At 67.1% G+C, this 17,295-nt stretch carries 11 protein-coding genes; 9 read left to right on the top strand and 2 right to left on the bottom strand.

What is annotated here, in order from left to right:
• Positions 1 to 7 precede the first annotated feature (7 nt).
• Complete coding sequence (locus ASC63_RS04340) at positions 8 to 1,015, top strand: LacI family DNA-binding transcriptional regulator (protein WP_055810269.1); 1,008 nt, start codon at positions 8 to 10, stop codon at positions 1,013 to 1,015.
• Positions 1,016 to 1,034: 19 nt separating this feature from the next.
• Here ASC63_RS04340 and ASC63_RS04335 read toward each other — a convergent pair whose 3' ends face one another.
• Entirely contained in the window at positions 1,035 to 2,516 is a 1,482-nt protein-coding gene (locus tag ASC63_RS04335; protein WP_082487194.1) for a SulP family inorganic anion transporter, read from the bottom strand.
• A 40-nt stretch (positions 2,517 to 2,556) separates the two neighbouring features.
• On the opposite strand from ASC63_RS04335, the gene ASC63_RS04330 reads away from it, so the two are divergent.
• From ASC63_RS04330 to ASC63_RS04320, 3 genes are all read left to right on the top strand, one after another.
• Positions 2,557 to 3,810: an aminotransferase class I/II-fold pyridoxal phosphate-dependent enzyme gene (locus ASC63_RS04330; protein WP_055810265.1), complete on the top strand. Its 1,254-nt coding sequence runs from the start codon at positions 2,557 to 2,559 to the stop codon at positions 3,808 to 3,810.
• 4 nt (positions 3,811 to 3,814) lie between these two features.
• A complete protein-coding gene (locus ASC63_RS04325) occupies positions 3,815 to 4,612 on the top strand; it encodes an ABC transporter ATP-binding protein (protein ID WP_055810263.1) in 798 nt (265 codons plus the stop codon).
• 79 nt (positions 4,613 to 4,691) lie between these two features.
• On the top strand, positions 4,692 to 5,726 hold the full coding sequence (locus ASC63_RS04320; RefSeq protein ID WP_055810261.1) for an LLM class flavin-dependent oxidoreductase: 1,035 nt from the start codon (positions 4,692 to 4,694) through the stop codon (positions 5,724 to 5,726).
• Between the two features lie 110 nt (positions 5,727 to 5,836).
• On the opposite strand, the gene ASC63_RS04315 is transcribed toward ASC63_RS04320, so the two are convergent.
• Positions 5,837 to 8,491: a LuxR C-terminal-related transcriptional regulator gene (locus tag ASC63_RS04315; RefSeq protein WP_082487192.1), complete on the bottom strand. Its 2,655-nt coding sequence runs from the start codon at positions 8,489 to 8,491 to the stop codon at positions 5,837 to 5,839.
• 274 nt (positions 8,492 to 8,765) lie between these two features.
• Here ASC63_RS04315 and ASC63_RS04310 point away from each other — a divergent pair, with 274 nt between their 5' ends.
• The 5 genes from ASC63_RS04310 (at position 8,766) to ASC63_RS04290 (ending at position 17,283) form a co-directional block, all read left to right on the top strand.
• On the top strand, positions 8,766 to 13,943 hold the full coding sequence (locus tag ASC63_RS04310) for an Ig-like domain-containing protein (protein ID WP_055810256.1): 5,178 nt from the start codon (positions 8,766 to 8,768) through the stop codon (positions 13,941 to 13,943).
• 23 nt (positions 13,944 to 13,966) lie between these two features.
• Positions 13,967 to 14,455 (top strand): hypothetical protein, encoded by a 489-nt coding sequence (locus ASC63_RS04305; protein WP_157487569.1) that lies wholly within the window; start codon positions 13,967 to 13,969, stop codon positions 14,453 to 14,455.
• A 73-nt stretch (positions 14,456 to 14,528) separates the two neighbouring features.
• A complete protein-coding gene (locus ASC63_RS04300; protein WP_082487186.1) occupies positions 14,529 to 15,713 on the top strand; it encodes a type III polyketide synthase in 1,185 nt (394 codons plus the stop codon).
• The gene (locus ASC63_RS04295; protein WP_055810252.1) at positions 15,710 to 16,240 is read left to right on the top strand and encodes an isoprenylcysteine carboxyl methyltransferase family protein; all 531 of its coding nucleotides are present in this window, start codon (positions 15,710 to 15,712) and stop codon (positions 16,238 to 16,240) included. The genes ASC63_RS04300 and ASC63_RS04295 overlap by 4 nt, the downstream gene beginning before the upstream one ends.
• Positions 16,237 to 17,283, top strand: coding sequence for an NAD(P)/FAD-dependent oxidoreductase (locus ASC63_RS04290; RefSeq protein WP_055810251.1), 1,047 nt, complete (start codon positions 16,237 to 16,239; stop codon positions 17,281 to 17,283). The genes ASC63_RS04295 and ASC63_RS04290 overlap by 4 nt, the downstream gene beginning before the upstream one ends.
• Positions 17,284 to 17,295 lie beyond the last annotated feature (12 nt).

Here is a 17,295-nt window from a genome sequence, read left to right as displayed (position 1 = left end):
TGCAACAGTGGTCAGCATTCGGGACGTGGCGCTGCGCGCGAGTGTGTCCATCGGAACCGTCTCCAAATATCTGAATACGCCGCATCGCGTGGCACCCGACACGAAGAAGCGCATCAGCAAGGCGATCAAGGATCTCGGCTATGTGCGCAATGAGGCCGCGCGGCAGTTGCGTGCAGGCGAGAGTAAGACCCTGGCCTTCGTCGCCCTCGAGCTGAACAACCCATTTTTCGGGGAGTTTGCGGATGCGATGGAGCGCCGCGCCGCCGAGAACGGGCTCTTCCTCTTCATCGTCAGCAGCAACGGCGATGCCGACCGTGAGGGCCAGTACATCGAGATGTTCGCGCAGCAGCGCGTCTACGGGGTGATTCTCGCGTCGGGCATGACCAGGCAGCGCGAGCTCGATCTGCTGTTCACGCGCCGAATACCGACGGTGCTCGTTGACGCATATGGCAAGACCGATCGCTTCTCGTCAACATCAGTCGATGACTTTCTCGGAGCGATGCGGGCGGTCACCCACCTGATCGAACAGGGCTGCCGCTCCATCGCGTTCATCGGTGGCGAGATTCAGATCCATCAGATCTCCGAGCGCCTGCGTGGCGCGCGCGCCGCCGTCGATGCGCATCCGGGTGTTCGCCTCGAGGTGATCCCGACCGTCGAGCGCTCCGTTCATGCCGGGCTCGACGCCGGGGAGCAGCTGCTGGCGAGGGCGAAGAAAAACCGGCCAGACGGCATCTTCGCGGCGAACGATTCGCTGGCCATGGGCATCATGCAGGCCATCTCGACGGGTTCTGACATTCGCATTCCCGAAGACCTCGCCGTCGTGGGCTACGACGACATCGACTTCGCGTCATCCGCAGCGGTGCCGCTCTCAACGGTTCGCCGTCCCCGGGAGGTCTTCGGCCGCAGCGCCGTCGACCTGGTGAGGGACCAGGCCGAGTCGTCCGAGGCGCTTCCGGTGCGCAGCATCGTGATTCAGCCCGAGCTGATCGTGCGCGCGAGCTCGCAGCGCAGCTGACCCGCCACTAACGGGGCCGCTACTCGCCGAGCCGCCCGGTCAGTCGCGCATGAAAGTCGACGCTGCGGTCGTCGAGGCCGACGAAGGTGACGGATGCCCGGTGCTGGGCGTACTTCGCCTCCACCGAATCCAGCGCCGCAACGGTGGAGGCGTCCCAGATCTGCGATTCGCTGAGGTCCACGAGCACCTCGGCAGGGTCATCCGCGTAGGAGAACTGCTCCACGAGGTCGTTGCTGCTGCCGAAGAAGAGCGGACCCACCACGCGGTAGCGCACCCGCTCGCCATTTGGTTCGAGCAGGCGATGCACGCGCACAACGTGCGCCACGCGCCTGGCGAAGAGCACCATCGCCAGCACCACGCCCCCGCCGACGCCTATCGCCAGGTTGTTGGTGGCGACCACGACGGCGATGGTGACGACCATCACGAGGGTCTCGGGCAGGGGCATCCGCTTGAGGGTGCCGGGGTTTACGCTGTGCCAGTTCACGGTCTTGATCGCCACGATCATCATGACCGCGGCGAGGGCGACCATGGGAATCAGCGACATGATTCCGCTCAGCAGCGTGACGAGAAGCAGCAGAAACAGCCCGGCGACGAGGGTGGAGATGCGGGTGCGCGCGCGGCCGAGCTTCACGTTCACCACGGTCTGGCCGATCATGGCGCAGCCGGCGATGCCGCCGTAGAAGCCGGCCAGAATGTTCGCGACGCCAAGCGCCCATGATTCGCGGCCCTTGTGCGAGCGCGTCTCGGTTATGTCGTCCGTGAGCTTGGCGGTCAGCAGCGTCTCCATGAGGCCCACGAACGCCACGCTCAGAGCTGTCGGCCAGATCAGGCCCAGGGTGTGCAGATTCAGCGGCACGGTCAGCGCCGTGATGCCCGGAAGCGCGCCGCCGATGGCTCCCTCATCTCCGACGGTCGGCACCTGCAGATGAAAGATCACCGCTATCACCGTGACGACGATGATCGCGACGAGCGGCGCCGGTACCGCTGTCGTCAGTCGTGGCAGCAGCAGCACGATGAGTGCGGCGAGGGCGAACAGCGGATACGCCAGCCACGAGACGCCGAGCAGGTGCGGCACCTGCGCCACGAAGATGAGAATGCCGAGGGCGTTCACGAAGCCGATCATCACCGAGCGCGGAATGAATCGCATCAGCCGCGCCAGCCCGCCGAGCCCGAACGCGATCTGCACCAGGCCGGCGAGCACGACCGTCGGCAGTAGGTATTCGACGCCGTGCTCCTTCACGAGCGGGCCGATCACGAGCGCGACGGATCCGGCTGCAGCAGTGATCATGGCGGGCCGGCCGCCCAAAAACGACATCGAGACCGCCAGAACGACGGATGCGATGAGGCTGACCCGCGGGTCGACTCCCGCTATCACCGAGAACGAGATCACCTCGGGAATAAGTGCGAGGGTCGTGACGATACCGGCCAGCACCTCGACGCTCAGGGCACGAGGGCTTCGAAGTGCGCCCCACACGGTCAGGGGCTGGGGCGCGGCAGTCACTGGATCAACTGTACCCACCGCGAAGAACTACGATTTGTACATGGCTGAGATGACCGAACTGCGCGCGGAATACGACGCGCTCGTCGCGCGGGGGCTGACGCTGGACCTCACGCGCGGCAAGCCCTCGCCCGAGCAGCTCGACCTCTCGAATGCGCTGCTGGGGCTGCCGGGCGTCGACGACTTTCGCGACGCATCCGGTACGGATTTGCGCAACTACGGCGGGGCTCAGGGCCTGCCCGAACTGCGCGCGATCTTCTCCGAGGTACTGCGCGTGCCGGTGCCGCAGCTGCTGGCGCTCGGCAACTCCAGCCTGAACCTCATGTACGACTTTGTGGCGCATGCGCTGCTGCACGGGGTTCCCGACGGGGCAGGACCGTGGCGCTCGGGCGACTCCGGCACCGTCAGTTTTCTCTGCCCCGTGCCCGGCTACGACCGGCACTTCTCCGTGTGCGAGGCGCTTGGCGTGCGCATGATTCCGATTCCGATGACGGATGACGGCCCCGACACCGCGGTCGCGGCGGCTCTCGTGGCGGCGGATGCCTCGATCAAGGGCATGTGGTGCGTTCCCGTGCACTCCAACCCGACGGGCGCCGTCTACAGCGAGAAGGTCGTGCGCGAGCTGGTCTCGATGCAGGCAGCCGCACCCGATTTTCGGCTGATCTGGGACAACGCCTATGCCGTGCACCACCTCAGTGACGACGTGCCTGCGCCCATCGACGTGCTGGCGCTCGCCGCCGAGGCCGGCCACGCGAACCGGCCGGTCGTGTTCGCCTCCACATCGAAGATCACCTTCCCGGGTGCCGGCGTCGCGTTCGTGGGCGCCTCCAGTGAGAACATCGCGTGGCTGCTGAAGATCATGGCCGCGCAGAGCATTGGGCCCGACAAGGTGAACCAGCTGAGGCACGTGCGCATGTTGCGCGATGCCGACGGGGTGAGCGCGCTGATGCGCGAGCATCGTCGCATCCTGGAGCCGCGGTTCGCCGCCGTCGAGGAGATTTTGAGCGCGAGATTCGGCGCATCCGGCCCCGAGAAGTGGACGCGGCCTTCTGGCGGGTACTTCGTGAGCCTCATGGTGCAGAGCGGATGCGCCCGGCGCGCCATTGAGCTGGCTGCGGCAGCGGGGATCGCGCTCACGCCCGCCGGGTCGACCTACCCGTATCGCGACGACCCCGCCGACGCAAACATTCGCATCGCGCCGACGTTCGCCTCGGTGGCCGATCTGCGGGCCGCACTCGACGGCCTGTGCACCTGCGTGCTGCTGGCGGAGGCGGAAGTGCGCGCAGAGGCAGAATAGTTCGGTGACCCACCCCATCCTGAACGTGCAATCCGTGGATTTCGTGCGACAGGGGCGGGTGATCCTCGACAGCGTCTCGCTCACCGTGAACCGCGGCGAGCACTGGGCGCTCATCGGGGCCAACGGCGCGGGCAAGTCCACGCTGTTGAGCATGTGCGGCGCGCTCGTGCACCCCACGCGCGGCACCGTCGAGGTGCTCGGCCACCGGCTCGGGCGCGTCGATCTGCGCGAGCTGCGTGGCCTGATCGGGCACGTCGACCCGAGGCATCAGGTGCGCTCGCCGCTCACCGTGCGCGAGGTCGTGCTCACCGGTGTCACCGGCACCAACGACCTCATGCTGCGCTGGCAGCCGAGCGATGCCCAGCTCGAGCGGGCCGACGCACTCATCGAGCTGCTCGGCATGAGCGAGCGGGCGGATGCCGCGTGGCCGACCCTCTCCCAGGGCGAGCGTGGCCGCGCCCTCATCGCCCGCGCCCTGCAGCCCGATCCGCACCTGCTGCTGCTCGATGAGCCCAGCACCGGGCTCGATATCGCGGCGCGGGAGCACCTGCTGGACCGCATCGACGAGCTGCGCAGGCAGCATCCGGATCTCGCGAGCGTGCTCGTCACCCATCACCTCGAGGAACTGCCCGCCTCGACCACTCATGCCATGCTGCTGCGCGACGGCGTCGTGGTGGCGCAGGGCGAGGCGGATGTCGTTCTCACGAGCGAACTCGTCAGCGAGACCCTGAACTACCCGATCGCCATCGCCCGCGACGAGGGCCGCTGGACAGCACGCACTCACCGCACGACGCCGGGCTAGTCTCACCGCGTGGAATAGTGAGCCACAGCATCCGGTTGCCTGATGTATACATACGCATGGAATCGCGGAAGGGCCTCTGATGACACAGCACCTGGAACTCGGGATCGACACCTTCGGCGACGTCACAGACGGGCCCGACGGCACGCCGCTGAGCCTGCCGCAGGTTCTGCGCAACGTGGTGGAGGAGGCGGTGCTCGCCGATCAGGTGGGCCTCGACTTCATCGGCCTCGGTGAGCATCACCGTGAGGATTTCGCGATCTCGGCGCCCGATGTGGTGCTGGCGGCGATCGCGGGGCAGACCGAGCGCATCCGGCTCGGTTCGGCCGTCACGGTGCTCAGCTCCGATGACCCGGTGCGCGTGTACCAGCGCTTCGCGACGCTGGATGCCGTCTCCAACGGTCGCGCCGAGGTGATTCTCGGGCGCGGCTCGTTCATCGAGTCGTTCCCGCTGTTCGGCTACGAACTCGATCAGTACGAGCAGCTCTTCGACGAGAAGCTCGAGCTGTTCGCCGCGCTGCGGAACGAAAATGCTGTCACATGGACGGGGCGTACGCGCGCCTCGCTGAGCGAGCAGCGTGTCTACCCGCCGACGGCATCCGGCGCGCTGCGCACCTGGGTCGGCGTCGGGGGCAGCCCCGAATCGGTGGTGCGCGCTGCCCGCTACGGTCTGCCGCTCATGCTGGCCATCATCGGCGGCGAGCCCGCGCGTTTCGCGCCGCTCGTCGAGCTCTACCACCGCGCGCTGGAGCAGTTCGGCCAGCCGACGCAGCCGATCGGCGAGCATTCACCGGGCTATATTGCGGCCACCGACCAGCAGGCGCTCGACGAGGCCTGGCCGTACTTCAAGGCCATGCAGGATCGCATCGGGCGCGAGCGCGGCTGGGGCCCGATGAGCCGTGAGCAGTATGAGCAGACTGCCGGGCCGGATGGCGCGCTCTTCGTCGGCTCGCCCGAAACGGTCGCCGCCAAGATCGCGCGCACCGCCGCGACGCTGGGGCTGAGCCGCTTCGACCTCAAGGTGAGCATGGGGGCGCTTCCGCACGAGAAGCTCATGACGAGCATCGAGCTCTACGGCACCGAGGTGGCCCCACTCGTGCGCGAACAGCTGGCCTAATCCCGCTGGTTGAGGAGCAGCCGAGGTACGAGGTTGCGTCTCGAAACCTGCCCACGCGTGGGGTTTCGAGACGGCCGCGGGCGGCCTCCTCAACCCGCATAGGCGTAGCTTCAGTCGTCGTCTCGGTGAGCTGGAGCGCCGAAAAGGCCATATTCGTGCGCACGCGCAACAGCCTCATCGCGCGAACTCACGTCGAGCTTCTGGTAGAGGCTGCGCATCTGGGTTTTGACGGTGTTGCGTGAGACGAAGAGGTCTTCGGCAACGGCCTGCACGCTCATTCCCTTCGCGATGCGTTCGAGAATCAGTTGTTCACGTTCGGTGAGTTCAATCAGCCGCAACTCGGACGGGAACGGGTTCGGTGTCGTTTCGATCTGACGGAGCAGCTCGGAGATTCCGCTCACCCCTGCCGCAAGAGCGGAGCGCTCGTCAGACGGCATGGTCGAGAGCGAGCGCAGTGAGCCAGTGGCTCGCGCGTTGTCGAACGCACCGCGAAACGATTCACGGGCCGCTGTCGTATTGCCCATTCGGTTCTCGGCGCTGGCGGATATCAGCAGCAGCTCCGCCTGCGACGGGTGCGCGCCTGCGCGAGCCAGACCGGCGGTCGCTCTGCGAAGCGCGCGTTCGGGCTGCCCGGTGAGCAGCGCGAATCGGGCTCGTGGCGCGTCGAGGGCGCTGTGGCGTGGTGCATTCGTCAACAAATGTTCGGCCTGATTGGCCAGGCCCAGGGCGATGAGCAGCTCCGCCTCGGCGGCGTCGAGCAGGGGCCGCATGGTGGACCCCTTGCGCAGCCAGGCGCGATGGTGCGCTCTCTCCTCGCGCAGCAGGGCAAGTGCGCCGAGTCGATCCCCCCAATGCAGTGCATGTCGCGAACCGGCGAATGTGACGAAGGGGCTCCAATTCTGTTCTTCACGGCTCGCAAGCTTCATGTGGGGTATCGCATCCGTCGCTGCGGCCTGATCGAGCCCCTCGATCGCCGCGAGGGTTCTCGCGATTGCGCCGCCGAGCGAGACCCACCGCGCCATCCAGTCGCTCTTCCGATAGGGGCGATCGTGGCGATCGAGCCAGAACATCGTCTGTGCGGTGTTGCCGCGCAGCGCAGAGAAGAGCGCCAATTTGCCGGCCGAGTCGACCAGAACGTGCTCTGACTCGGAGCTCGGAGCGAGCTCGTAGGCGACTCGGAGAATCTGTATCGCACCGGGAAGGTCGTCGGCGAAGCCCCGGGTGATCCCGAGCTGCAAGAAGGCGTTCGGCACGAAGGAAGCCATGGTGTCTGGCTGATGGAACCGCCCGACGCGTCCGATCTGCTCGACCATGTTCCCGTAGTGGGCGGCTTTCGCGACCCTGCCGCGCACGCGCAGGGCAATCATCATCGCCGTCGCAGTGTTCATGGCCTGAAGAGAACGATCCGACCGGGCCAGCGACTCGAGGTGCTGAGGGTCGTTCGGCAGCGGATCGGGCAGCGAGAGCAAGAAATCGTCTCCCTGCGCAGCCAGGTGCAATCGGATGTCGCGTATGGCGGCCGCCTGCGGGTAAGCGGCAATGAGTTCCAAGGGAATCGCAGTCAATGCCGCATCGAGTTCCGGTACGTGCAGTTTGAGCAGTTCCGGCCAACCGCGCTCGATGATCTGTACCGCGAGTTCCACATCGTTTGCCACCATGGCGTGTTTGATCGCCGATACGAATGACTGGCGGGTGAAATACCACGCCGCAAGCCGGGAGTTGAGCTCCGTCGCACGCTGCGGTTTTCGCCGGCTGAATTCTTCGCAGAGGGCCGCCCTCGCAGCGGAAGGCCAACGATAGACGATCTCATCGTCGTCCCTGTTCGCAGTGAGCACCCCTTCGGTTTCGAGATGCCTGAGGTGGCGTCCGGACTGGGCGTCTCCGGTCAGCATCGCCGCGATCTCCTCGGTCACCGACTCGGGCACCGCTGTCGCGAGAATGAAGTCCAACTGTTCATCGTTCTCAAACTCCGGCAGCAAGCGGCGCTGCAGATACTCGCGTGCAACACGCCCGGCGGCTGTCTCAATATCAGTGACTCGCTGCGCAGGACGGCCCAGTTCCAATGCGAGCGCCCGGGTCGGCTCCGGCCAGCCTTGACCCGCATTGTGCAATGAACGGATGTCGTCGTTGTCGAGTTCTACTCCCAGCTCGCGTGTCAGCTGGGCCGTCTCATCGGCGGTGAAGGCCAGGTCGTGTGCGCGAATGGTGCTGACGCTGAGGTCGGACCAGAGCACCGATGTGAAGATGTCACCGCGTCGAACGCACGTAATGACCCTCAGCCAACGGCGGCGCATGATCAGCTCGTGCAGGCTGTCTTGGATCTGCCGATCGGCGACCGTGTCGAAGCGATCGATGACGAGCGTCAGCTCGGACGACCGGGCGTGGACGGACGCGAGAATTGCGAGGTACGGGGAGTCAGCCGAGCTCTCGAGCAGGATGCCGCTTTCGGCGAATGCGGTCGCCACATCCGACCAGAAGGTGCGCGGATCTGAGTGCGTCGCATCCATCCAGACGGTAACGTCGCTGTGCTCATCGCGGGCGTTCGCCCATTCGGCGACAAGTGTGGTCTTGCCGAATCCTGCAGGACCCTGCACAACCGTGAGCGCGCGGTTTTTGTCGATAACTGCATGCAGCCGGTCACGTCGGATGACGTTCTCGGGTGGCCGAGGAAGCGCCCGGCTCCAGTGAGAAATGACACCATCCCGGTCGGCGGCGGCGGGGCTTTGAGCGCGCACGGGATCGCCCACACCCCCTGTTGACTGCATCGGACACCTCTTATTGCGAGCCTATCGGTTTCCCGAATGGGGGCTTGTCCGGGACAAAAAAGGGTGAACCCCGGGGTGAAAGATGCCGTCAAGCCTGCCAGCGTGCATCGTTCCGCTGGTAGCTTTCCGGCGGGAGCCATGCCGACCGCACCGTGTCGCTGCAGACTTTAGGGGATCGTATTCAATGGATTATCGTCGTGCCTTTGCCGCTCGCCCGTCGAAAAAAGCCCATGGAAGGCGACGGCTGCGTAACGGGTGGTCTCGCACCCGCGGCGTGGTTGCCATCCTCGCGAGCCTGCTCGTTCTGGCAAGTTCGCTCGCCCCCACGCTGGCGGCTGAGGCCGCCGGCCCGGCGGTCGTCGCAGTGACGGTGTCGATCACGGATCCCACGGGCGCGGTCGTATCTGAGGTCGACGCGTCGTCGATGGCGAACTATTCGGTGAACGTGGCCTACAGCTGCAGTGTCGCCGACTGCACGGGCGTGCAAGTGGTGATCGACCCGACCGTGTTGGATCCAATCTACGGGCAGTACCGCAAGGAGACGGCGGTGACGTTTACGCCACCGTTCTCGCCCGCGCCGTCGTTCACCGGGAGTCTCGGTGCCGGGTACACCGTCGATCTGGGTACAGTCGCGGTGGGCACGGGCGGCAGCTTCAAGCTGGCTTACCGGATCGATGCCCGGTATTCCGGGCCCCAGCCGGGCTCGTTCTTCCTCGACGGGTCACCGATCACTGCGCGGGCCACTGTCAGCGCGTCGAACGCGGACAGTTCCGCGGTGGGGACGGCAAGCGCCAACTGGGTGTCCAGCATTCCGGCGGCGCCGACTGCACGGCTGTCAGCTCCGGCGTCGATCAGAACGGATACACCGGTGACGATCACCGCGGAGGGTGACTCTCGGTGCCTGAGTTACAACGGGGCCGGGGTCCTGCTCGGCATCCCATGGCTCACCTGCGCGAAGGACTACACAGCTCCGGTGACGCTGCCCGCCGACGCCCAGTATGTTGCCGGTAGCGGCGGCAGCTACAACGCCGGGACCCGCACGGTCACGTTCAGCCAGACGGGCGCGGCGGCGGCCGGCGGCCTGGCCTTCAACGACAATACGTTCCAGATCGTCTTCCCCAGCGACGCGTTTCCCACCTCGGGGGACGGTTGTGTCGCGAGCGAAGTGTTCTCCGTCACCGAGACTATGACCTACCTGGACGGCACGGTCCGCACCGCCGATCCGGCATCGACGGCCATCAAAGTGCAGAACTGCACCCCGTTCGCCAAGGGCGCTCTGTCCAAGGCCATCGGCGGCCGAGATGGCGGGACGCCGACCGACGCGATCGTCGACATCCCCCTGACTCCCGGCGGAGTCAACAACAAGTACTGGCAGGTCGAAGCGGACAACCAGGCGAACGTGGCCGGGGTCGCCACCATCACGGATGCTGACCTGGGCCAGGACGACATGCCGATCACCAGCATCCGGATCGTCGGCGGCGGCCCCGCGACAGTGAACTACACCCTCGACGACGCCACGACCGGATCGGCCACCGTGGCACAGGGCGCCACCTGGACCCCGCCGAGCGGCCATACGATCGCCGGAGTGAGCGCGACCTCGTCCTTGCTCGTCGGCCCCAACTCGGTGGAGTCCGGCACCGCAGTCACCCGGTTCATCATCCGGCTGAACTTCAGCGTGCACGATGGCACGACCCCTGGTCCGCGGACGAACACGGCCACGGCCAGTATCGCCTACCCCGACCAGCCGGAGCTCGGAACGCTCGATCTCGGATCCACGACAGCCACTGCAACGCTGCAGGTGAACGCGGATGTGACCTTGAACGCGGGAGGCCCGTCCGTGACCGCCACCGGAACGCCGATCGTCGGTGGCACCGTGGGTTGGAAAATGAGCGGAGCGATGGACAACGTCGCGGCCGGCGCGAACTATCGCCCACAGTATGTGTTCCTTGCACCGAAAGACTGGAACATCACTGCCGGCAGCGCCGCGGTGAGTGGCGTGCCGGGCATGACGTACGACTACAAAACGGTCACCTACAACGGCGAATCCTACGACGCAGTGCTGGCCACCTGGCCCGCCGCGGTCACCGACGTCGGAAAGTTCAACCTACCGACGATGACGGTCGACACCGTTCCGACCGGGGCGGCGACGGCGGGGACGAACAACCAGACCGCCTACCTGTTCCTCGGTGACGTCAACAACGGCCCGGTCGCGCTCTACTACCCGAACGCCTACACCGACGCGAGCGACTTCGACGGTGACGGCAACGCCACCGAGCAGTACTCGTGGCGCTCGAACACCACAAGCCTGGCTCCGAGCAAGTCCATTGCGGTGACCAAGCAGATCTGCCACCCGGATGCCGAGCAGGCAGACGGCTGCGATTGGATTTCCGACTCCAACATCACCGTCGGGGTGCCACCGAACGCCACCGCGATCAAATACCGCGTCACGCTCGCCAACAGCGGCAACGTCGACCTGAACAACGTGGTCGCCTACGACGTGCTCCCCTACAAAAATGACACCGGACTCACCGACGGCACCGCGAGCACCCCGCGTGGCAGCACCGTGCAGGAAGTCCTCGCCACCGTCAGCGACGTGTCGGCCGGCGTGGACCTGAGCTACTCCGGCTCGACCAACCCGGCCCGGCCACAGGTGTACACGGGAACCACCGACGCCGACGACTGGGGGACCACGGTTACCGAGGCGAAAGCAATCCGCGCCCAGGTCACGAGCCTGGCCGCTGGCGCGTCGGTCACCTTCGACTACGAGGCCTCCCTCGTCGACGGCACCGCCAACCTGGTGGCGTGCAATTCGATCGCCGCCACCGCCGCCACGCTGGCGCCGATCGAACCGGCAGCGGTCTGCGCGTCGACCCAGGCCGCTGATCTGGAGATCACCGCGCCGGCTCACCTGCCGATGCAGCAGGGCCGACCTGGGGCGGCCGACTTCACCGTGATCAACCACGGCGGTTCGCCGCTGTCGCCGGCGACAGTCACCGCGGTGATCCCGGCCGGGTTCAGCGTCACCGACCTCGCTCCGATCGGCTACGCCTGCTCGGATGCGGCTGGTGACTCCGCGCCGATCGCCGGACCGGTCACGCTGAGCTGCGTGACGCAGAAACCCGATGGCACCGTGCGTAACCTGAGCCTGGACGCCCCGGATACCCTGAGCATTCCGGTACTCGTCGATGAGGATGCAACTGGTCCCAGCTGCATCGACGCCTCGGTCACCGGCACGTTGTACGACCCCGATCTGACCAACAACGACACGTCCTTCTGCGCCGCGGTCGCCGACTCAACCCTGCCGCTCATCACGCTCGACAAGACCGACAACACCACGAGTGTGACGGTCGGCGAGCAGACCACCTATTCGCTGACAGTCGCCAGCCACCTCAGCAGTGAGGCGGTGGCCGGCGCGGTACTCACCGACACGCTGCCGGCCGGTGAGACCTTCGTTAGCGCCTCCGATGGCGGCACCGCGAGCGGGCAGACGGTGACCTGGAACCTCGCCGAGCTGAACCCGACCGGCGCGCCCAGCGCCGACGGCAGCGACACGACCGGTGGCAGTGGCGCCGCGATCACCGTCACGGTTACCGTACAGATCGACGACGGCACGCAGGACACGCTGTTCAACACTGCGTCCGTCTCAGCGCCCGACCCGGCCGGTGGCCCCACGCTGACCGATGGTGCAACCGACACGGACACGGTGCGCAACGTGTTCACCGACCTCGACCCGGCGATCGCCACCCCCCAGAACCAGTCGATCAACACGCCGCTGTCCGACATCGTGACCACCACCGGCGCATCGCTGGATCCCGCGAGCGTGGCGCAGAACACCGCACCGACGCATGGGTCGATCACCATCGACACGACGACCGGCGCGGTCACCTACATCCCGGCGCCGGGGTATTCGGGGGCCGACTCGTACGAGGTGACGGTCTGCGACACGTCCAGCCCTGCACAGTGCCACGTGTCAACCGTGACGGTGGCCGTCGGCGTCAACGTCGTCGACGCCGTCAACGACACCGACGCCACGACCGCTGTCACACCGGTGACGACAGATGTGACCGGCAACGACACGACCCAGAGCGGGCAGCCGCTGGCCCACCCGACGGTGCCGACTTCGCCCACGCACGGCAGCGCCGTGGTGAACGGAGACGGCACTATCACCTATACCCCTGCTGCTGCCTGGTCTGGCACCGACTCCTACGGCTACCAGCTGTGCGACACGTCCACCCCCACCCCGGTGTGCGACACCGCCACGGTGCAGGTGACGGTGGCCAACGTCTTCCTCGACGCGACCCCGAGCATCCCGACCGCGCAAAACGCCCCGGTGACCACGCCGCTCGCGGACATCGTGACGACCACCGGGCTGCTGCTCGACCCGACCCAGGTGACGCAGGAGACTGCGCCTGCCCACGGGTCGATCGCGATCGACCCGCACAGTGGTGCGGTGACATACACGCCCACTGCCGGCTACACCGGTGACGACTCCTACGCGATCCAGGTCTGCGACACCGATGGCGTCTGCCACAACTCGCCGGTGAGCGTGTCCGTTGGCGCGAATGTGGTGGTGGTGCAGGATGCCACCATCGGCACTCGGGTCAACACCGACGCCGACCCGGTCGACGTGCTGACCACAGCCACCTCAGCATCCGGTCAGCCGCTGGGCAACCCGACGATCACGGATCAGCCCGGCCACGGCACGGTCGTCGTGAACGCCGACGGTACGATCAGCTACGGCCCTGAGACGGATTACGTCGGTTCGGATTCGTTCACCTACACCGTGTGCGACACCGGTTCGCCCACGCAAGCCTGCGACACCGGCACCATCACGGTGACGGTCGTCGCGATAGCCGACCTGGTGAGCACCAAGACGCTCGACACCGCGACTGTCGTGCCCGGACTGCCGGTCAGCTACACCGCGATGCTGCACAACAGCGGCCCATGGACCGCGACGAATGTGCACAGCATCGACCCGATCGACAAGCGTGTAATGCACGCGAAGGGCACTCCGGATGCCTCGGTGCCAGGCGGCCTGTGCCTCACCCGGCCGACCACCACCGCCGATCTCGCACGGTTGAACCCGGCGAGTGGCCCCTACACGATCGACGCCTATCCTCAGGTGGTCGACTGCAGCTACCCGTCGATTCCTTCGGGCACCACGGTGCACGACACGATCACTGGCACGGTCGACCCCGCTGCGCTGCCGGGCGGCACGATCCTGAACCAGGCGCCGGTGTATGCCGACAGCTACGATCCGGATCTGTCTAACAACGTGGGCACGGCGACGGCGACGATCACGGCGCCGGCCGACGTCGACCCGACGACGTCTGCCCCGAGTGGGCTCGCCAGGACCGGTGTCGACGCGGCTCCAACCGGAATACTCGCACTGCTGCTGATGCTTGCAGGGGCGGGCACGCTGTTCCTCGCTCGTCGTCGTCGTCGGGCCTGACCCGCCAGCATCAAGGGATCTCCATGTCACATGATCGGGTGCCACGCTGGGCTGCGCGACTGGTCGCGGCCGCGTGTGCACTCGTGATTGCCGCCGCCCTCGCCGCATGTACCAGCGGCGAAGGCGGCACACAGCACACCGAAACCCCGCCCGCCGCAGCCGGGTCGAGCAAGACCGTCAACCCGCCACCGACGTTCTCAGGCGTGCAGCACCCGCTGCCGACCGGGTCCGCGCTGAAGAATGTGCCGGAACGCTACCAAGAGGTACGGCTCACCGGATGCGCGGCTTCGGTCGGCGGATGGAAGAGTGCCGGCACCGCGCACAATGCAACAAGCAAATCATTCGACTACCGCATCGTCGTGCTTTTCACCGATGCGCAGGCGCGCACGGTCGACTCTGCCGCCACGACCGTCACCGTGCCGGCCGGGTCGACGCGGGACTGGGAAGCGTCCAGCGAGTTCACACCACCCAAAGGCACCCGGTGCGTCGTTCGAGCCGTGCGGGCAGCCTGAGCATTCATTTCACGCGCCCCTCAACCAGCGGCGTAATCGGGCGCACCACGGCGCAGGGTGATACGTTGCGCAGGTGTCCCGTATCGTGGCGGTTGCGCCAGCCCTCCCCGCCCACACGTATACGCAGGCGGAGATCACGAGCGCGCTCGCTGGCATGATCACGGATGACCCGGGGCGGCAGTCCGTGATGCGTCGCCTGCACGCATCCAGCCGCGTTGAGACCAGACACCTGGTCATGCCGCTTGAGGCATATAAACAGATCGACTCGTTCCAGCAGTCGAACGACCTCTTCATCACCGAGGGAACGAAGCTGGCCGAACGGGCTGTGCGTGACGCGCTCGCGGCATCCGGTCTTCAGGCGGTGGATGTCGACTACCTGCTGTTCACGACGGTCACCGGGGTGAGTGCCCCGTCACTTGACGCGGAACTCATCGCGCGACTGGGCATGCGCAGTGACGTGAAGCGCATGCCGTCGTTCGGGCTCGGTTGCGTTGCGGGTGCCTCGGGAATCGCGCGGGTGCACGACTATCTGCTCGGGCATCCGAACGACGTCGCCCTGCTGGTGTCGGTGGAACTCTGCTCGCTCACCGTGCAGCGCGACGACGACTCGATGGCGAACCTTGTGGCCAGCGGACTGTTCGGCGACGGCGCCGCTGCGGTTGTGATGCTCGGCGACGAGCGGGCCGAGCGTCTCGGGCTGCCGGGTCCCGAGATCGTCGACACCCGCAGTCGGCTCTACCCCGACTCACGCGACGTGCTCGGCTGGGACATCGGCGGCACCGGCTTTCGCATCGTGCTCGGCGCGGGCGTTCCCGAGGTCATCGACACGAACTTTCGAGCGGATGCGCTGGGGCTGCTCGCCGAGCACGACCTCACTGTTGCCGATGTCGGGGCGTGGGTCGCGCATCCGGGCGGACCGAAGGTGCTTGAGTCGTTCGCGGCGGCGCTGCAGATACCGGATGCCGCGTTCGCGGCCAGCTGGGCTGTGCTCGCTCGCGCAGGCAACCTGTCTTCGGCGGCTGTGCTGCACATCCTGGCCGACGTGATGGCCGGCGCACCGCCCGCCGGCACGAACGGACTGCTCTTCGCCCTCGGCCCCGGCGTCGCCGCCGAACTCGTGCTGCTCAAGTGGCGCGCTGGAGCTCAGACTCCGCTGGTTTCGAGACGCTCGTTCCTCGCTCCTCAACCGGCTGAGGTTCCGCTGGTTGAGGAGAGGTCGAGGAACGAGGCCTCGTCTCGAAACCTGCCCAGCGCATGATCTGGTACTTCGTGCTCATCCTCGCCACCGGGGGCGAGCGCATCGCCGAACTCGTGGTCTCGGCGCGCAACGCGCGCTGGTCGTTCGCGCGCGGCGGCGTCGAGTACGGGCGCGGGCACTTCCCTCCCATGGTCGCCCTGCACACGGGCCTGCTGCTCGCCTGCCTGGCCGAGGTGTTCTTCACCGCCCGCCCGTTTCTGCCGTGGCTCGGCTGGCCGATGCTCGCCCTCGTCGTCGCAAGCCAGGCGCTGCGCTGGTGGTGCATCGCGGCGCTCGGGCCGCGCTGGAACACCCGGGTGATAGTCGTCGCGGGGCTGCCGCTTGTGCGGCGGGGGCCGTATCGCTGGGGCTGGCTGCGGCATCCGAATTACGTGGCGGTCGTGGTCGAGGGTTTCGCGCTGCCGCTCGTGCACACGGCGTGGATCACCGCGATCGCGTTCACGGTGCTCAACGCGGTGCTGCTGCTCGCGGTGCGCATCCCGTGTGAGGAGAAGGCACTGGCCTCGCTCGAGGTCGGAGCCGAATGAGCGCGGATGCCGATCTCGTGGTCGTCGGCGGTGGGCCGATCGGGCTGGCGACGGCGATCGAGGCACGGCTGGCCGGTCTCGACGTGATCGTTGTCGAGCCGCGCGAGGGACCCATCGACAAGGCGTGCGGAGAGGGGCTGATGCCGGGAGCGGTCGCAGCCCTCGATCGACTCGGCGTGCACGCAGACGGTTGCGACCTGGCCGGGATCGCCTATCTCGACGGTGAGACGCGGGCCGAGCATCGCTTTCAGCGCGGGCCGGGGCGCGGCATCCGGCGCACGGTGTTGCACGCGGCGCTCGCCGATCGAGCTCACCAACTTGGCGTCCGCCGCATCGTCGGCAAGGTCACCGGCCTCAGGCAGGATGCCGTCGGCGTGCGTGTCGCGCTCGGCGCCTCACGCGACCTGCTGACACCGTGGATGATCGCGTGCGACGGCCTGCATTCGACGGTGCGGCGCCTCACCGGCCTCGCGCGCGTGCCGGATTCGCGCAAGCCGAGTCGATTCGGCGTGAGCCGGCACTTCGCGCTCGCCCCGTGGAGCGAGTTCGTCGAGGTGCACTGGACGCCGACCGCCGAAATTTACATCACCCCGCTCGGCCCCGAACTGCTGGGCGTCGCCGTGCTCGGCCGTCGGGGTCTCGACTTCGCCCGCGTGATCGAGCAGTCACCGGATGTCGCGGCGCGACTGAGCGGGGCGGCCCCGGTCGGCACACTCCGCGGCGCGGGCCCACTTCTGCAGCGCACCCGGCGGCGAACCGCCGGCCACGTGCTGCTGGCGGGGGACGCATCCGGTTACGTCGACGCGCTCACAGGCGAGGGCCTGCGTGTCGGCTTCGCCCAGGCGCGCGCGGCGGTTTCGGCCGTTGTCACGAACGATGCGGCCGCTTACGAGCGCGCCTGGGCCGACTCCACGCGAGACTTTCGCCTGCTCACCTCGGGCCTGCTCGCCGCGTCACGGTCGCCGCTGCGGTCACGCATCGTGCCCGCGGCCGCCCGAAGCCCGCGCCTCTTCGGCACGGTCGTCGAGCGCCTCGCCCGGTGAGGCCCCGGTGGT

The sequence above is a fragment of the Leifsonia sp. Root112D2 genome, assembly GCF_001424905.1.
Taxonomy (GTDB): Bacteria; Actinomycetota; Actinomycetes; order Actinomycetales; family Microbacteriaceae; genus Root112D2.
The sequence above is the reverse complement of the archived record's forward strand: the minus strand, read 5'-3'. Positions and strand labels throughout refer to the sequence as shown.

Excerpts from the sequence above, each read along its gene's own strand:
- ASC63_RS04330 (WP_055810265.1), top strand. The coding sequence starts at position 2,557 with ATGGCTGAGATGACCGAACTGCGCGCGGAATACGACGCGCTCGTCGCG.
- ASC63_RS04320 (WP_055810261.1), top strand. The coding sequence starts at position 4,692 with ATGACACAGCACCTGGAACTCGGGATCGACACCTTCGGCGACGTCACA.
- ASC63_RS04315 (WP_082487192.1), bottom strand. The coding sequence starts at position 8,491 with ATGCAGTCAACAGGGGGTGTGGGCGATCCCGTGCGCGCTCAAAGCCCC.
- ASC63_RS04305 (WP_157487569.1), top strand. The coding sequence starts at position 13,967 with ATGTCACATGATCGGGTGCCACGCTGGGCTGCGCGACTGGTCGCGGCC.
- ASC63_RS04295 (WP_055810252.1), top strand. The coding sequence starts at position 15,710 with ATGATCTGGTACTTCGTGCTCATCCTCGCCACCGGGGGCGAGCGCATC.
- ASC63_RS04290 (WP_055810251.1), top strand. The coding sequence starts at position 16,237 with ATGAGCGCGGATGCCGATCTCGTGGTCGTCGGCGGTGGGCCGATCGGG.